Genomic DNA, 14,409 nt, shown 5'->3' with positions numbered 1-14,409 from the left:
GGTCAAACGACGCACAATAGAAAAAAGGCTGCCGGGCCATGGGACCGGCGGGACCAGAAAGAAAGGAAGGAAAACGATGTTTTTGAACAAAAGGAAGATCGTACTTGTGGGCACGGGGATGGTCGGCATGAGCTTTGCCTACTCAGCGCTCAATCAGGCGGTCTGTGATGAACTGGTGCTGGTGGACATCGACAAAAAGCGTGCGGAGGGAGAGGCGATGGATCTGAACCACGGCGTCGCTTTTGCCAGTTCCAGCATGAGGATTTATGCCGGCGACTACAGTGACTGCTCCGATGCAGACTTGGTGGTGATCTGCGCCGGAGTGAGCCAGAAACCCGGAGAATCCCGGCTGGAGCTGCTGCAGAGAAATACGGCAGTGTTTCAGTCCATCATCTCTCCCATCACCCGTTCCGGCTTCAGCGGTATTTTTCTGGTGGCCACCAACCCTGTGGACATTATGACCCGCGTGACCTACGAGCTCTCCGGCTTCAATGCCAGCCGGGTGTTTGGCACGGGCACCACCCTGGACACTGCAAGGCTGCGTTACCTGCTGGGAGACTATTTTTCCGTAGACCCCCGCAACATGCACGCCTATGTGATCGGCGAGCACGGCGACAGTGAATTTGTCCCGTGGAGCCAGGCTATGCTGGCCACCAAATCCGTCATCGATATCTGCGAACAGTCGGACGGGAAATTCTGTCTGGAAGAGATGCAGAAAATCAGCATTGAGGTGCGGGATGCAGCTCAGAAAATCATCGAGGCAAAAAAGGCCACCTATTATGGAATCGGCATGTCGCTGGTGCGAATTGTGCGGGCGGTGCTATCCAATGAAAACAGTGTTCTCACCGTGTCGGCCAGGCTGCGGGGGGAATATGGTCAGAAGGACGTGTATATCGGCGTGCCCTGCATCGTCAACCGAAACGGAGTGGACAGAGTGTTGGAACTGACGCTGACGGAGGAGGAACAGCAGAAGTTTACGGAATCCTGTGCTGTCCTGGAGGAAAACTACGAGGGCTTGCGGCTGTAGGCACGGAAGGCCGTTGGGCCCGTCAGGGGAAATCGAAGAGAAGCACCGGAAACCATGCCTGTACTTGACAGCATTGCGGAAAAGCGGGTATACTGTCGATAAGAAAGGGGAGATGTGGTATGAACAGACGTCCTTTAGGAAAAAGCGGCCTGCTGGTCAGCGAGGTAGGCCTGGGCTGCGAGCACCTGCAGGGAATGGAGTACGGGCAGATTAAGGCGGTAGTTGACGCTGCCCTGGATGCGGGAATCAATATTTTCGACATATTTATGTCGGAACCCCAGGTGCGCTCGGATTTGGGGAAAGCCCTGAGGGGCAGAAGAGACGAGGTCTTGCTTCAGGGCCACATCGGCGCAGCCTGGCTGAACGGCCAGTACTGCCGCACCCGGGATTTGGAACAGTGCCGGTTGTTCTTTGAGGATTTTCTCACCCGGCTTGAAACGGATACCGTCGATTTGGGGATGCTCCATTTTGTGGATACGGAGGAGGACTACGCCAGTGTGTTCGACAGCGCCGTAATTGATTACGCACTGGAGCTGAAAGCCTCTGGGAAAATCAGGGCGCTTGGGATGAGTTCTCACAATCCCTACATTGCCCGCAGGGCCGTGGAGACCGGGCTGCTGGACGCCCTGCTGTTCAGCGTGAATCCGGCCTATGACCTGCTGCCGGAAACAGTGGATATCGACGGGCTTTTCCGCGGGGAAACCTATCTGGACGATTCGCTTTCCGGAACTGATCCCGCAAGGGCCGCCCTTTACCGTGCCTGCGAAGCGCAGCAGGTAGGGATTACCGTTATGAAAGGCTTTGGCGCCGGCGCGCTGCTGAAGGAAGAATCCTCCCCCTTTGGGGTGGCACTTAGTCCGGTGCAGTGCATTCACTATGCGCTGACCCGGCCTGCTGTTGCCAGTGTGCTGGTGGGGTGCAGAACACCCGAAGAGGTGGCAAAGGCTGCGGCCTATGAACAGGCTTCGCCGGAGGAGCGGGATTATTCTGCCATTCTGGCGTCCACACCCAAATACTCCCTACGGGGGAAATGCATGTACTGCAACCACTGTCTGCCCTGTCCGGTGGAGATTGACGTGGCGCAGGTGAACAAATACCTGGACCTGGTGCAGAATGAGAGCGGCCCTGCTACAGCTGCAGAGCATTACCGTGCGCTGAAGGTTCATGGCTCCGACTGCATTCAGTGCGGCGCCTGTGAGGAACGCTGTCCCTTTGGCGTGCCGGTCCGGGTGCGTATGCAGCAGGCGGAAGAGCTCTTCGGCATCTGAACCGACGGGAATAGGCGTGTGTCTTTTCCAATGCAAAGTAAAAACCCCAAAGCTTGGAGCGGCCTTTGCGGCCGTTTTCAGCTTTGGGGTTTTCCAATTTCAGGCAGGTCAAGTGGATTTCAACGCAGCCTCCGCTTCCAGGCGTCTTTGCAAAGCCTCATCGCTGAGGTTCTTTTTGGCCCAGACCAGGAAGGCGATTGTGGTGACGGTAGCGGCCAAAATATCTGCAATGGGCTCCGCTACAAAGACGCCGAACAATTTATTGGTACAGAACAAAGGCAGAATGTAGATCAGGGGGATGAGCAGGACGATCTTCCGCAGCAGGGCCAGAAGAAGGGAGACCTTGGCCTGTCCCAAAGCCAGGAAGGACTGCTGCAGTCCGCACTGAGCGCCAAAGGCAAAACAGCCGAAAAGAAAAATGCGGGTAGCCCATACGGCGGTGCCGATCAGTTCCGGATCGCTGGTGAACACGCTTACCAGCAGCTGCGGCGCCAGCATCAGCAGCAGCCAGAACAGCACGCAGTAGGCCATGGTGCAGCAGAGCAGCAGCTTGACGGATTTTCGCACCCGGACATAATTTTTCGCGCCGTAATTGAAGCTGGTGATGGGCTGTGCGCCCTGGGTAAGGCCCTGAAGCGGCAGATTGACAATCTGCAGGATGCTTGCCAGCACAGTATAGGCGCCTACGGCGATATCGCCGCCGTATTTGAGCAGGGAGGTGTTGAGCACGATACTCAGCAGGCTCTCCGTGCTCTGCATGATAAAGGGGGAAACGCCTAAAGCCAGCACGGGAAGCAGGATGTCCCAGCGGATTTTCAAATTTTTACGGCGGATGCGGAGAGAGGTTTTCTTACCGCACAGGAAACAGAGCACCCATACTGCGGAAACTGCCTGAGAGAAAACAGTGGCGATGGCCGCTCCCTGAACGCCCATGTCGAATACAAAGATGAACAGGGGGTCCAGCACAATATTGAGCACTGCACCGATCACTACGGTGAGCATGCTGGTTTTTGCAAAGCCCTGGGTGGTGATGAACATGTTCATGCCCAGGGAAATCTGTACAAAGATGGTGCCGCAGACGTAAATCTGCATATAGGACAAGGCATAGGGAATTGTATTTTCACTGGCGCCGAAAGCCCAGAGAATCGGTTCGTCAAAAATCAGGAACACTGCGGTGAGCACCACAGAAATGACCAGCAGCGCAGAAAAGCAGGTACCCAGGATTTTCTCCGCCTTTTCGTGGTTTTTCTCCCCCAGGGCAATGGCGGCCCGGGGAGCGCCGCCCATAGCAACCAGAGAGCTGAACGCCATAATGAGCACGATGATGGGGAAGGTGATCCCCACGCCGGTAAGGGCGGAGGTGCCGGTCTTAGGGATATGGCCGATGTAGATGCGGTCTACGATGTTATAGAGCATATTGACGAACTGGGCGGTAATGGCAGGCACCGCCAGGGAAAAAAGCAGTTTGCCGATGCTGCCGGTACCCAGGTCGTTCCCCAATTTTGGCTGAGGTTCGGTTTGAGATTCACTCATATTGACTTTCTTCCTTTCATCCCTGTCTTATATTCCGCGGGAAGCGGTGGGATTCTTCTGTTATTTCTCTTCGCGGTCCTCCTGCTCCTCTTTCGCGGGCTCCTTGACCAGAAGAAGGCGGGAAAGGCGCTGGTCTTCAATTTCCAGGACGGTGATGGAAAGCCTGCCTATCTGAACCTGAGGATGCTCCCCTTCTTTTGGAATCCGTCCCAACTGTTCCGTTACAAGCCCTGCAATGGTATCATAGTCGCCCTCGGGCAGTGAAATGCCTGTCAGGTCTGATATTTCGTCAATTGAGGTAGCGCCGTCTACCGTAAATTCCGTTTCACTTACCCGGTGGATTTCCTCCTCTTCGTGGTCGTATTCATCCTGGATGTTGCCGACAATGGATTCCATCAAGTCTTCCAGAGTGATTAGGCCGGCCGTACCTCCGTATTCGTCCACCACAATGGCGATTTGCACCTTGCGCTCGGTCATCTCGGTAAAAAGCTGGCTGCACTTTTTGGATTCCGGAATAAAGTAGGCGGGGCGCATCAGATCTGTGAGCGTGATGAACTGGGGAACCTCCCTGCCCACATAAGGCAGCAGATCCTTCACATAACAGATGCCCACCACCGTGTCGATATCCTCATGGAAGACCGGTACCCGGGAGCAGCCGTTTTCCACGGATGCCTCCACCACTTCTTCGATTGAAGCGCTGTCTTCCACAGCCACGATGTCGGTGCGGTGGGTCATGGTTTCCCCGGCAGTGGTGTCGTTAAAGTCCAGAATATTGCGGATCATATCCTTTTCCGTCTCTTCTATGACGCCCTTCTCTTCCCCTTCGCCCACCATCTGAAGGATTTCCTCCTCTGTGACGGCATCGTCCAGACTGTGGGGATCGATGCGCGCCAACCGCAGCAGTCCGCCCACAATCAAGCTGCACAGGGAGAGAAAGGGCTTGGCAAGAAGGGAAAGGCCGGAAATCACTCCGGTGAACTGCCGGGAGAACCCCTTCGCATTATGCCGGGCCCCTTTTTTGGGCAGCAGGTCGCACAGGATAAAGAACAGGAGCGCATAAAGCAGGGCCACCAGCAGGAACGAGAGCAGAGAACGCAGCCCTTCGGACCAGCGGGCGGGAAGCCAGCCGGTTAACGGCCTCCAGAAAGCGGCCTGGGCAAAGGCAAGCCCCAGAAATCCCCAGAGCAGCAGGCCTGTCTGCATGGGAGAGACAGGCTCAGTCTGCGCTTCCACGGTTTTCAGCAGGGTTTTCGATTTTGCATTGCCGCTTTCTGCCTCCTTTTTCAGCTGGGAAAGGCTCAGGTTTTCCAGAGCGGATTCGCCAGCTGCGTAGAGGGCGCAGAGCAGAAGCGAGAAAAGAGTGAGGCAAAAACACAGGATAAAAGTGCCGTCAGGTTCGGGAGGCATGGAGCGGATAACTTCCTTTCAGAGGGTTTGAATTCCCTTGTTAATTTATTTGCATTTGACAGCGGTGTTTTCTGAGTGGAAAACACTTCTGTATTATTTTTATTCTACTAAAAAGGGGCTGAGATGTCAAATCAGGGGTTGGGATGGAAAGAGGCGGAAGTTGTTAAAAAATCCTCAAATTCTTCTGCTTTTGCCTTTACACATCCCGGAAAAAATGCTAAAATAAATCAGTACGGGTCTACGGGTCTTTCTCTGGCGGAGCGCCCACGGCACACCCGTCACAGTTTTTATAGATCATCCTAAAAGGAGGAACTACTTCAATGGCAAGAAAAATGAAATCCATGGATGGTAACAACGCTGCGGCGCATGTCTCTTATGCGTTTACCGACGTTGCTGCCATCTACCCCATCACACCTTCTTCCGTGATGGCCGACGAAACGGACAAGTATGCCGCCGCAGGACGTAAGAACCTGTTTGGCAGGGAGGTCCGTGTTACTGAAATGCAGTCCGAGGCAGGCGCGGCAGGCGCTGTGCACGGCTCTCTGGCGGCGGGCGCCCTCACCACCACTTATACCGCTTCCCAGGGCCTTCTGCTCATGATTCCCAACATGTATAAGATGGCCGGTGAACTGCTGCCCAGCGTTATCCATGTTTCCGCCCGTACCGTGGCGACTCATGCGCTGAACATTTTCGGCGACCACTCCGACATTTACGCCTGCCGTCAGACAGGATACGGCATGCTGTGCGCCAACAGCCCGCAGGAGGTTATGGACCTGGGCGCGGTTGCACACCTTTCCGCAATCAAAGGCAAGGTTCCGTTCCTCCATTTCTTCGATGGTTTCCGCACCTCTCACGAGGTTCAGAAAATCGAGGTTTGGGATTATGAGGATCTGGGCGAAATGCTGGATTGGGACGCAGTGAACGCGTTCCGCCGCAATGCTCTGAACCCCGAGCACCCTGTGCTGCGCGGACAGGCTCAGAACGGCGACATTTTCTTCCAGGCCCGTGAAGCCTGCAACAAGTATTATGACGCTGTGCCTGAGGTTGTCGTGGACTATATGAATCAGGTCAACGCAAAAATCGGCACGGACTATAAGCCCTTCAACTACTATGGCGCACCCGATGCGGAGAAGGTCATCATCGCGATGGGTTCCGCCTGCGAGACCATGGAAGAGGTCATCGATTACCTGACCGCTGCCGGCGAGAAGGTGGGTCTCATCAAGGTCCGCCTGTACCGCCCCTTTGTGGCAAAATACCTCCTGGACGTGATGCCCAAAACTGTGAAGAAGATCTCCGTGCTCGACCGTACCAAGGAGCCTGGCTCCATCGGCGAGCCCCTGTATCTGGATGTGCTGGCCGCTATCAACGGCACCGAGTTTGGCTGCTGCCCCGTATATTCCGGCCGTTATGGTCTGGGCTCCAAGGACACCAAGCCCAGCGACATCATTGCCGTGTACCGCAACATGGAAGCGGACGAGCCCAAGAAGCGCTTCACCATCGGCATTGTGGACGACGTGACCCATCTGTCTCTGGATGCCAAGGAAGATCCGGATACCGCTCCTGCGGGCACCACTTCCTGCAAGTTCTGGGGCCTGGGTTCCGACGGCACCGTAGGCGCCAACAAGAACTCCATCAAGATCATCGGCGACCATACCGATATGTATGCCCAGGGCTACTTTGATTACGATTCCAAGAAGTCCGGCGGTCTGACCATTTCCCATCTGCGTTTTGGTCATACCCCCATTAAATCCACCTATTATATCAGCAAGGCCGACTTCGTTGCCTGCCATAATCCGGCTTATCTCGATAAGTACGACATGGTGCAGGATCTGAAGAAGGGCGGAAGCTTCCTGCTCAACTGTGCATGGGATGCCGAAGAGCTTAATGAGCGCCTGCCCGGCAAAGTGAAGAGGTATATTGCCGACAACGAGATCAACCTCTACACCATCGACGGCTTCAAGATCGGCAAGGAAATCGGCCTCGGCACCCGCATCAACACGGTGCTTCAGTCTGCTTTCTTCAGCATTGCAAAGATCATCCCCGAAGAGGATGCCATCAAGTATATGAAGGACGCCGCCACCAAGTCCTACAGCAAGAAGGGCGACGCCATCGTCAAGATGAACCATGACGCCATCGACCGCGGCGCTACCGGCTATGTAAAGGTTGAAGTTCCCGCTTCCTGGAAGGATGCCGTGGACGATTCCCAGCCCATGGTTGCCACCGGCTCCCGCAAGGATCTGGTCGACTACGTCAACAATGTGGTATTCCCGGTCAATACCTTCCACGGCAAGGATCTGCCTGTCTCCACTTTTGAAAAGTATGCGGACGGCACTTCTCCCCAGGGCACGGCCGCCTATGAGAAGCGTGGCGTGGCTGTGGACGTTCCCGAGTGGATTGTGGATAACTGCATCCAGTGCAACCAGTGCTCCTATGTGTGCCCCCATGCGGTAATCCGTCCCATCGCCATGACTGACGAGGAACTGAAGAACGCTCCCGCCGGCACGAAGGCGAAGCCCATGACCGGTGTGCCCGGCATGAATTTTGCCATGGTCATCTCCACCTTGGACTGCACGGGCTGCGGCTCTTGCGTAACCACCTGCCCTGCCAAGGAGAAGGCCCTGAAGATGGCTCCCATCGACTCTCAGAGAGCGCAGGAAGCCGTATTCGAATATGCCATCGATCTGCCTGCCAAGGAAGAGGTCGCCGTGAAATTTAAGGAAACCTCCGTCAAAGGCAGCCAGTTTAAGCAGCCCCTGCTTGAGTTCTCCGGCGCTTGCGGCGGCTGTGGTGAAACACCCTATGCGAAGCTGGCTACCCAGCTGTTCGGCGATAAGATGTTCATTGCCAACGCCACCGGCTGCTCCTCCATCTGGGGCGGTTCTGCTCCCGCCACGCCTTACACGGTGAACAAGAAGGGCCACGGTCCGGCTTGGGAGAACTCCCTGTTTGAGGACAACGCCGAGTTCGGCCTGGGCATGACCCTGGCTCAGAACGCAGTGCGCGGCCGTTTGGCTGAGCTGACCGAGAAACTCATCGCCATCGATTATTGCGTGCCTGAGATCAAAGAGACCGCAAAGAACTGGCTGGAGACCATGACCGACAGCAAGGCCAACGGCCCTGCCGCCGAGGCTTATATCGCAGCTCTCGAGAACGGCGTGATGACGGTGGACGAGAACATTGCCTTTATGGAGAGCCCGGCTGCCGCAGGCGTTTTCGGCGCTGAACTGCCGAAGATGCTGGAGCACTCCAAGGCCCGCAAGGCTGCCGGAGAGACTTATTGCGACTGCGAGGCCTGCACGCTGGCTCTCGAGATCCTGAAGGATAAGGATTATCTGGCCAAGAAGTCCATGTGGATTCTGGGTGGCGACGGCTGGGCCTACGACATCGGCTTCGGCGGCGTGGACCATGCTCTTGCTTCCGGTGAGAACATCAACATCCTGGTGTTTGATACCGAGGTGTACTCCAACACCGGCGGACAGGCCTCTAAAGCGACTCCCTGCGGCTCTGTTGCCCAGTTTGCCGCTACCGGCAAGGCCACGAAGAAGAAAGACCTGGCTGCCATTGCCATGAGCTATGGATATGTCTATGTGGCTCAGGTTGCCATGGGAGCTGATATGAATCAGTGCATCAAGGCCTTCCACGAGGCTGAGAGCTATAACGGCCCCTCCATCATCCTTGCATATGCTCCCTGCATCAACCACGGTATCAAGGGCGGCATGGGTGTTTCCATGGTGGAAGAGAAGAAGGCTGTGGCCGCAGGCTACTGGCACAACTTCCGCTTTGATCCCCGCAGGGCTGACAACGGAGAAAATCCGTTCCAGCTGGACAGCAAGGCTCCGTCTGCTTCCTACCGCGACTTCATCATGGGCGAGGTTCGCTACAACAGCTTGACCCGTGCGTTCCCCGATCGTGCTGAGACGCTGTTTGCAAACGCTGAGAAGTATGCTGCGGAGAAGTACGAGAAATTGAAGAAGATGGCTGAATAAGCTGTCTGCTGTGAATAGGAAAAAACCTGCCGGTATTCCGGCAGGTTTTTTTCATTGATTGAAACAGAATCGCTTACAGAAGCCCGGGTCGTATTTTGACGGTTAGGACGGAGGGAACAGTCCTAACTTCTACAACTCAGCTTCCAGCACATCCGCGTAGGATTGAATATCCGGACCAAGGGAGGCGGCCCACTTCTGGTAGGCGAGGGTGTCCCGGTACAACAGAGGATGTTTACGGACTTCAAGCGCTTTTCGCAGGGATTGTTCTACGGGACAGAGCCCGTTTTGAAGAGCCCATTCTCCGGCGGCAGTCTTAGCAGCCACTCTTCCGGTCTGGAGGGTGTAGAGGCAGCGGGAGATATCAAGAAGCCAGCCGCAGGCATAGAGGCTGGAATCTGGAGCAGCTCCATACCTTCGAATGGTATGAAAATGAGAAAGCACCCCGCACTGCAGTTCCTTGAGGCATGGGGGAGAAAAGCAGCTCCGTACCTCATCTCCGGACAGAAGGAGTCCCTGGGTGAGCAGGGAAGTCATACTGAAAACGTCAAGGGTATAGTTCTCTGTGACGCGCTGACCGCTGGTTCCCCAATAAACAGCCCTGCCGGAAGAACCGTGGAGAAACTGTTTCAAGGGGAGAAACGCGCCTTCAAAACTTCTGAAATAGGGATTGGCGGGCTCGTCCAGTAGCAGTTCTTGGCGCAGGAAAAGCAGGGATTCCACCTGTTTATCAGTAAGCGGAAGCCTGGTAAAGCAGAGAATGTCGATGTCGCTCCATCCCTGCTGAAAATCATTCAGCGCCACTGAACCATAGAGATAGAGGGCCAGAAGGCTGTTGCCGAGAATACCGGATATGGAATGTGTCATACGGTCCAGGGATTGTTTCATTGGATTCCTCCCAGAGGCGGAAAGATGCAAGAGACGGCCTTTCCTGCATTTTAGCACAATCATCTCTTTTTGACGATAGTTTGAGGAAAAAAGGAAATTCTGCAGAATGGAGGAAGGGATTGTCTTTCTTTGGTTTTTACGATTTTATGTATACTGATTTATAATAAAAATCAGAAATTTTGCATAATATTTATAAGTTCTCTTAAATATTATGGAAACATAATTTATAAAATGTTTATGCTTTGTAAGAAAAACGTAAAAATTTATAAAGCTTATTTGTAATAATTTTGCTTTAAATTAAATACTGTTAAGTGTTCAGGGCTTCTCTGAACGGCTGACAGTATTCCATTCTATATTGATTGGGTGAACCGGTGGAAATTCCAGTGAAACAGCTGGAATTTCGAGAAAAAATCAGAAAACCGGTATTTTAGCCCACAAAGAAAGGACGAATTTGAAGATGAAAAAAGTACTTGCAGCAATTATGGTTCTCGCAATGGCAGTGACGATGGCGGCCTGCAGCAACGATAACAGCAGCTCCACATCCGGAACTTCCTCTGCAGCAGGAACCTCCTCTACAGTTTCAACTCCTGCTTCTTCCGCCGCTGGCAGCAGTTCTGCTGCAGGCTGAGTAAAACTAACATAACAACAGGTTAAGGGCCGCAGCATTTGCTGCGGCCCTTAACCTGTCAACGAGCCTTTATGATAAAATCAGTGGGAGGAAAGCTGCGGCGAACAAAGAAGATGGCCTCACGCTGTTCGGCCATCTTCTTGCCACCTTATCAGCCGCCTTTGAACTTAGCCTTCCCCTCGAGGGGAGAGGTGGAACAGATTCCTGCGGAATCTGCTGGATGAGGTGGAGCCCACTGCTCTCTCTGCAGCGGCAGAGTACGGGGTAGAACCACCTCATCAGTCACCTTTGGTGACAGCTTCCCCTCAAGGGGAAGCCTTGGGCCGCGGGAGCAAGGCCAAAAACTAAAGAGACGAGCGTAGCGGAGCGAGCGATCAACGCGACTTAAAAGTCTTTGGCCGTCTTTCTTCAGAAAGACGGGGCGACTTAAAAAAAGGAGATGTTTTTTTATGGGCAGGAGTTTGAGCGCTTTTTTGGCGCAGAATGTGGAGAAGGTTCAGGCTGTAAGGTATGCGGCCACGGAGAGGATTCAGGAGGACGGGAAGCCTGTGGAATGGGAGATCGGCTGCATTACCGGGGCCCAGGACGCGGCCTTGCGCAACCAGTGCACCAAGCAGGTGCTGGTGAGAAAGCACCAGTACAGGGAGACCTTTGACGCCAACGCTTACCTGGTGAAGCTGGCCGCGGCCAGCACGCTTTTCCCCGACCTGAACAACGGGGAGCTGCAGAAAAGCTATGGCGCTGTGGACGCGGAAAGCCTGCTGACCGCCATGCTCACCCCTGGAGAGCTGAGCGCCTATGAGCTCAAGGTGCAGGAGGCAAACGGGTTTGACAAGCCTATGGAAGACACGGTGGAAGAGGCAAAAAACTGATTGTGGAGGGCGACCCGGAGGCGGCTTACGCCCATTACGTCCTCCACAAGTTTCACATTCTGCCCTCTGCGTTTCTGGCCTTGTCCAGAAACGAGAAGGCCTTTGTCATGGCTTCTGTGGACGAGCAGGTGAAGGCTGAGAAAAAACAGGCCGCCAGGATAAAGAGATGAGGAAAGAAAATACAATCTAGACAAAGGTTTCCTTCCTGTGATATACTCTTACCAAAAGGAGGGGTACCTTATGAAATGTAAACCAGTCATTTTGTCTATTCTGTGTGCGGCAGTCTTTCTGACGGCGGCTGGATGCCAGAGCGGCAGTGGGACCGCCGGTACGGCGTCGGGAAAGCAGCCGGCGGTTTCCAGCGCTGCTTCTGAACCGGGCGGCGCTTCGTCCGGGGAGGACAGCCAGATTGCAAAAGAGGACAGCCAGGCCGCGAAAACGGAACCGGAGGAAAGTGTTTCGGAGCCCGAGGAAAGCATTTTGGAGATGGGCACGGAAGGGACGCTGAAAACCTGGAACGTGACCGTATCGAGCATGGATTTCACCGACAGCATTTCCGACAATGAATATACGGCCTTTAAGCCCCAAGAGGGAAATCTTTATCTGTCCATTGCCATCTCGGTAAAGAATACCGGCAAACAGGCGGACATTTTCCTTCCTTCCTACGGATTTGGAGATGATATCTCTGCAAAGGTCTTATACGGGGACGGGTACGAGTACAGCTCCACAAATTTGCTGGGATATTCAAAAGAGCTTCACAACGTGTCGCTGAATCCGCTGTCCTCCACGGACAGTGAGATCACCTTTGCGCTGCCCATAGAAGTGGCGGAGTCCTCTGAGCCGCTGGTGTTACGGTTGACTTCCGGCAAAGAAACGCTTTCCTATCGTTTGAGATGATTGCGGTACGGTTACTTCTTAAATTTTTCCGGGAGGGGATTTTATGGGCTGGCTCATTATTGGAAGTGTTTTTTTTCTCTTTTGTTTGATAGGGATAGCTGCCTTGTTTATGCCTGGAGCAGGAGACATCCTGGTGATAGGAATTGTGCTTCTGAGTTTGCTGCTGTTTTGTTCCATTTACCTGATCGTCCTAGGTGCCAAGCAGGTCTACAAAAAGAAAAAGCGGAAGGCTTTGCAAAAGAAGCTGGGCGCAATTGATTCGGCTACATTCACCCATATTGCGGGGCTTCCTTTTGCGGACGGGGCGGAATGCAACGTGCTGCTGGACAACGAGGAATACATTTTCGAGCGCACAGGCACGCTGGTGCATCTTCCCTTTGCAAAGGTGCAGGACGTTGCGTGTAAAACGAAAAAAGAGATTCAGAACAACTATGTGAGCAGCATAGGCGGCGCCATTGGCGGGGCGTATCTGTTCGGCCCGATCGGCGCCATGATTGGCGGACGGACAAAAAAGATAACGAACGTGAAGACCGAAAAATTCTTCATGGTTGCTTATGAAAAGGATGGGGAAACCGCCTATGTCGCTTTCGACTGCCAGAAAGCCGGATGGAAGGGTGAAAAGTTTACAAAGGCTTTTCACAATCAAAAATCCAGCACGCCACAGCAGGTGACACTGTAGCAAAGATACGCTTTCATTATGGCCTCTATTGACGAGCAGATTCAGGCGGAAAAGAGGCAGACGGATAAGTTGAAAAGGAAATGAGCAAGAGCGCCGGTCTAGATATGGACAAAGGTTTCCTTCCTGTGATATACTTTCTCACAAAGGGAAGGGGCGATTTGTCTATGCATTGTAAAAATTGCGGCGCTCAAATACCAGGCGACTCAAAATTTTGCAAGGCGTGCGGCACAAAGCAAGCAGCACAGATGTCTTACGCTACCACTGCGCCGCCGGAGGAAATGAAAAAGGTTTCTTCTCCTCCGCCGTTCAAGTCGCAAAAAAAGAAGAGAAGCCCTGGTAAAATTGTTTTACGGGTATTCGGCATTTTCTTTTTTCTGACAGGTATTATAGTCGCACTCATTTATCTTACGGGACAACAAGCTTCTGAGTTCCGAGAAAATCTTCCGGCTGTACTTTTTTGCTGGGGGATTGGGGTTATACTAATCGGCATATCTTTCCGAAAAAAGCCTTTACCCGGTATTGTGCCGCAAAAGCAGGCGAACGGGGGCTCCACTCTTTGCGTGATACTCGGTATTTTGTTTGTGATGGCGGGTATTGTTAATTCGGTAGCTGAACAGGCTCCCAAGGCAAAGACTACAGCATCCGGCGAAACGTCCAGCAGCGTCATTGCGGATGCGACCAAGTTTGCCGGGAAGCCTTTAGAAGAGATTGAAACTTTGGCAGGGCCCTTGCTGGATAACGGGGGTATCTCTTTAACTACTGTCAGTGGTGAAACAGTAGAGGGGGAAACTTATTCCCCGCAGGGAAGTGCAACGCAGTTTATTTTCTATGAGGGGAAATGCGTTAAGTATCAATACATAAGCGACAACGATATCCCTTATGAAAAAAAAGAAGATATCTTTGCGATGTTTGGAATAAGCCCACAAAAAGATATGTCGCTGGTTGCAGATACCAATTTTGCAATGAGGTATTTGAATGTGACAGACTCTATCTCCGAGTTTTACGTTCAAATCATGGATTCCCGAGCAAAGACTTTCTCTGCAGTCAAAGTCACCTATGATAGCAATTTTGCTGTGAAATAATTAAAATTCCACATTTCCGTGCCGCTCCGTGAAAACGGGGCGGTTTTTTGGTATGGAGAAGGGTGAGCAAGCGCCGAGGGCGCTTTGGTGCGAACTGGTCTACGCTCCGCTCCGGTCGGTTCTGGAAGCATCCCGTTGGGATGCA

At 53.4% G+C, this 14,409-nt stretch carries 12 protein-coding genes; 8 read left to right on the top strand and 4 right to left on the bottom strand.

Going from position 1 to position 14,409, the window contains the following annotated elements:
- The first annotated feature begins 76 nt into the window (after positions 1-76).
- Together BN3911_RS15050 and BN3911_RS15045 are read left to right on the top strand one after the other, a co-directional pair.
- Positions 77-1,027 (top strand): L-lactate dehydrogenase, encoded by a 951-nt coding sequence (locus BN3911_RS15050; RefSeq protein WP_066867045.1) that lies wholly within the window; start codon positions 77-79, stop codon positions 1,025-1,027.
- 119 nt (positions 1,028-1,146) lie between these two features.
- A complete protein-coding gene (locus tag BN3911_RS15045) occupies positions 1,147-2,295 on the top strand; it encodes an aldo/keto reductase (RefSeq protein WP_066867043.1) in 1,149 nt (382 codons plus the stop codon).
- A 108-nt stretch (positions 2,296-2,403) separates the two neighbouring features.
- Here BN3911_RS15045 and BN3911_RS15040 read toward each other — a convergent pair whose 3' ends face one another.
- Together BN3911_RS15040 and BN3911_RS15035 are read right to left on the bottom strand one after the other, a co-directional pair.
- Positions 2,404-3,828: an MATE family efflux transporter gene (locus BN3911_RS15040; RefSeq protein ID WP_066867040.1), complete on the bottom strand. Its 1,425-nt coding sequence runs from the start codon at positions 3,826-3,828 to the stop codon at positions 2,404-2,406.
- Between the two features lie 60 nt (positions 3,829-3,888).
- The gene (locus BN3911_RS15035; RefSeq protein WP_066867038.1) at positions 3,889-5,235 is read right to left on the bottom strand and encodes a hemolysin family protein; all 1,347 of its coding nucleotides are present in this window, start codon (positions 5,233-5,235) and stop codon (positions 3,889-3,891) included.
- 320 nt (positions 5,236-5,555) lie between these two features.
- Between BN3911_RS15035 and nifJ the strand changes: the two genes are divergently transcribed.
- Positions 5,556-9,221, top strand: coding sequence for a pyruvate:ferredoxin (flavodoxin) oxidoreductase (gene nifJ / locus BN3911_RS15025; protein WP_066867034.1), 3,666 nt, complete (start codon positions 5,556-5,558; stop codon positions 9,219-9,221).
- Between the two features lie 129 nt (positions 9,222-9,350).
- Here nifJ and BN3911_RS15020 read toward each other — a convergent pair whose 3' ends face one another.
- Both BN3911_RS15020 and BN3911_RS15015 read right to left on the bottom strand, forming a co-directional pair.
- On the bottom strand, positions 9,351-10,106 hold the full coding sequence (locus BN3911_RS15020) for a nucleotidyltransferase domain-containing protein (RefSeq protein ID WP_066867032.1): 756 nt from the start codon (positions 10,104-10,106) through the stop codon (positions 9,351-9,353).
- A gap of 411 nt (positions 10,107-10,517) precedes the next feature.
- Positions 10,518-10,772: a hypothetical protein gene (locus BN3911_RS15015; protein WP_066867029.1), complete on the bottom strand. Its 255-nt coding sequence runs from the start codon at positions 10,770-10,772 to the stop codon at positions 10,518-10,520.
- A gap of 411 nt (positions 10,773-11,183) precedes the next feature.
- Between BN3911_RS15015 and BN3911_RS15010 the strand changes: the two genes are divergently transcribed.
- The 5 genes from BN3911_RS15010 (at position 11,184) to BN3911_RS14995 (ending at position 14,264) form a co-directional block, all read left to right on the top strand.
- Positions 11,184-11,606 (top strand): phage tail assembly chaperone, encoded by a 423-nt coding sequence (locus BN3911_RS15010; protein WP_066867026.1) that lies wholly within the window; start codon positions 11,184-11,186, stop codon positions 11,604-11,606.
- A 2-nt stretch (positions 11,607-11,608) separates the two neighbouring features.
- A complete protein-coding gene (locus BN3911_RS17425; RefSeq protein ID WP_187127767.1) occupies positions 11,609-11,776 on the top strand; it encodes a hypothetical protein in 168 nt (55 codons plus the stop codon).
- A gap of 70 nt (positions 11,777-11,846) precedes the next feature.
- Positions 11,847-12,503 carry a DUF4352 domain-containing protein gene (locus tag BN3911_RS15005; RefSeq protein ID WP_066867024.1) on the top strand — a complete coding sequence of 219 codons (657 nt, stop codon included), beginning with the start codon at positions 11,847-11,849 and terminating at the stop codon, positions 12,501-12,503.
- A gap of 43 nt (positions 12,504-12,546) precedes the next feature.
- Complete coding sequence (locus BN3911_RS15000; RefSeq protein ID WP_066867022.1) at positions 12,547-13,182, top strand: hypothetical protein; 636 nt, start codon at positions 12,547-12,549, stop codon at positions 13,180-13,182.
- 164 nt (positions 13,183-13,346) lie between these two features.
- Complete coding sequence (locus tag BN3911_RS14995; RefSeq protein ID WP_187127766.1) at positions 13,347-14,264, top strand: zinc-ribbon domain-containing protein; 918 nt, start codon at positions 13,347-13,349, stop codon at positions 14,262-14,264.
- The last annotated feature ends 145 nt before the right edge of the window (positions 14,265-14,409 follow it).

Source organism: Neglectibacter timonensis, from assembly GCF_900048895.1.
Taxonomy (GTDB): domain Bacteria; phylum Bacillota; class Clostridia; order Oscillospirales; family Acutalibacteraceae; genus Acutalibacter; species Acutalibacter timonensis.
This window is presented reverse-complemented; position numbering and strand designations above follow the sequence as displayed.

Coding starts and splice junctions, on each gene's coding strand:
- BN3911_RS15050 (WP_066867045.1), top strand. CDS start 77: ATGTTTTTGAACAAAAGGAAGATCGTACTTGTGGGCACGGGGATGGTC.
- BN3911_RS15045 (WP_066867043.1), top strand. CDS start 1,147: ATGAACAGACGTCCTTTAGGAAAAAGCGGCCTGCTGGTCAGCGAGGTA.
- BN3911_RS15040 (WP_066867040.1), bottom strand. CDS start 3,828: ATGAGTGAATCTCAAACCGAACCTCAGCCAAAATTGGGGAACGACCTG.
- BN3911_RS15035 (WP_066867038.1), bottom strand. CDS start 5,235: ATGCCTCCCGAACCTGACGGCACTTTTATCCTGTGTTTTTGCCTCACT.
- nifJ (WP_066867034.1), top strand. CDS start 5,556: ATGGCAAGAAAAATGAAATCCATGGATGGTAACAACGCTGCGGCGCAT.
- BN3911_RS15020 (WP_066867032.1), bottom strand. CDS start 10,106: ATGAAACAATCCCTGGACCGTATGACACATTCCATATCCGGTATTCTC.
- BN3911_RS15015 (WP_066867029.1), bottom strand. CDS start 10,772: ATGCTGCGGCCCTTAACCTGTTGTTATGTTAGTTTTACTCAGCCTGCA.
- BN3911_RS15010 (WP_066867026.1), top strand. CDS start 11,184: ATGGGCAGGAGTTTGAGCGCTTTTTTGGCGCAGAATGTGGAGAAGGTT.
- BN3911_RS15005 (WP_066867024.1), top strand. CDS start 11,847: ATGAAATGTAAACCAGTCATTTTGTCTATTCTGTGTGCGGCAGTCTTT.
- BN3911_RS15000 (WP_066867022.1), top strand. CDS start 12,547: ATGGGCTGGCTCATTATTGGAAGTGTTTTTTTTCTCTTTTGTTTGATA.
- BN3911_RS14995 (WP_187127766.1), top strand. CDS start 13,347: ATGCATTGTAAAAATTGCGGCGCTCAAATACCAGGCGACTCAAAATTT.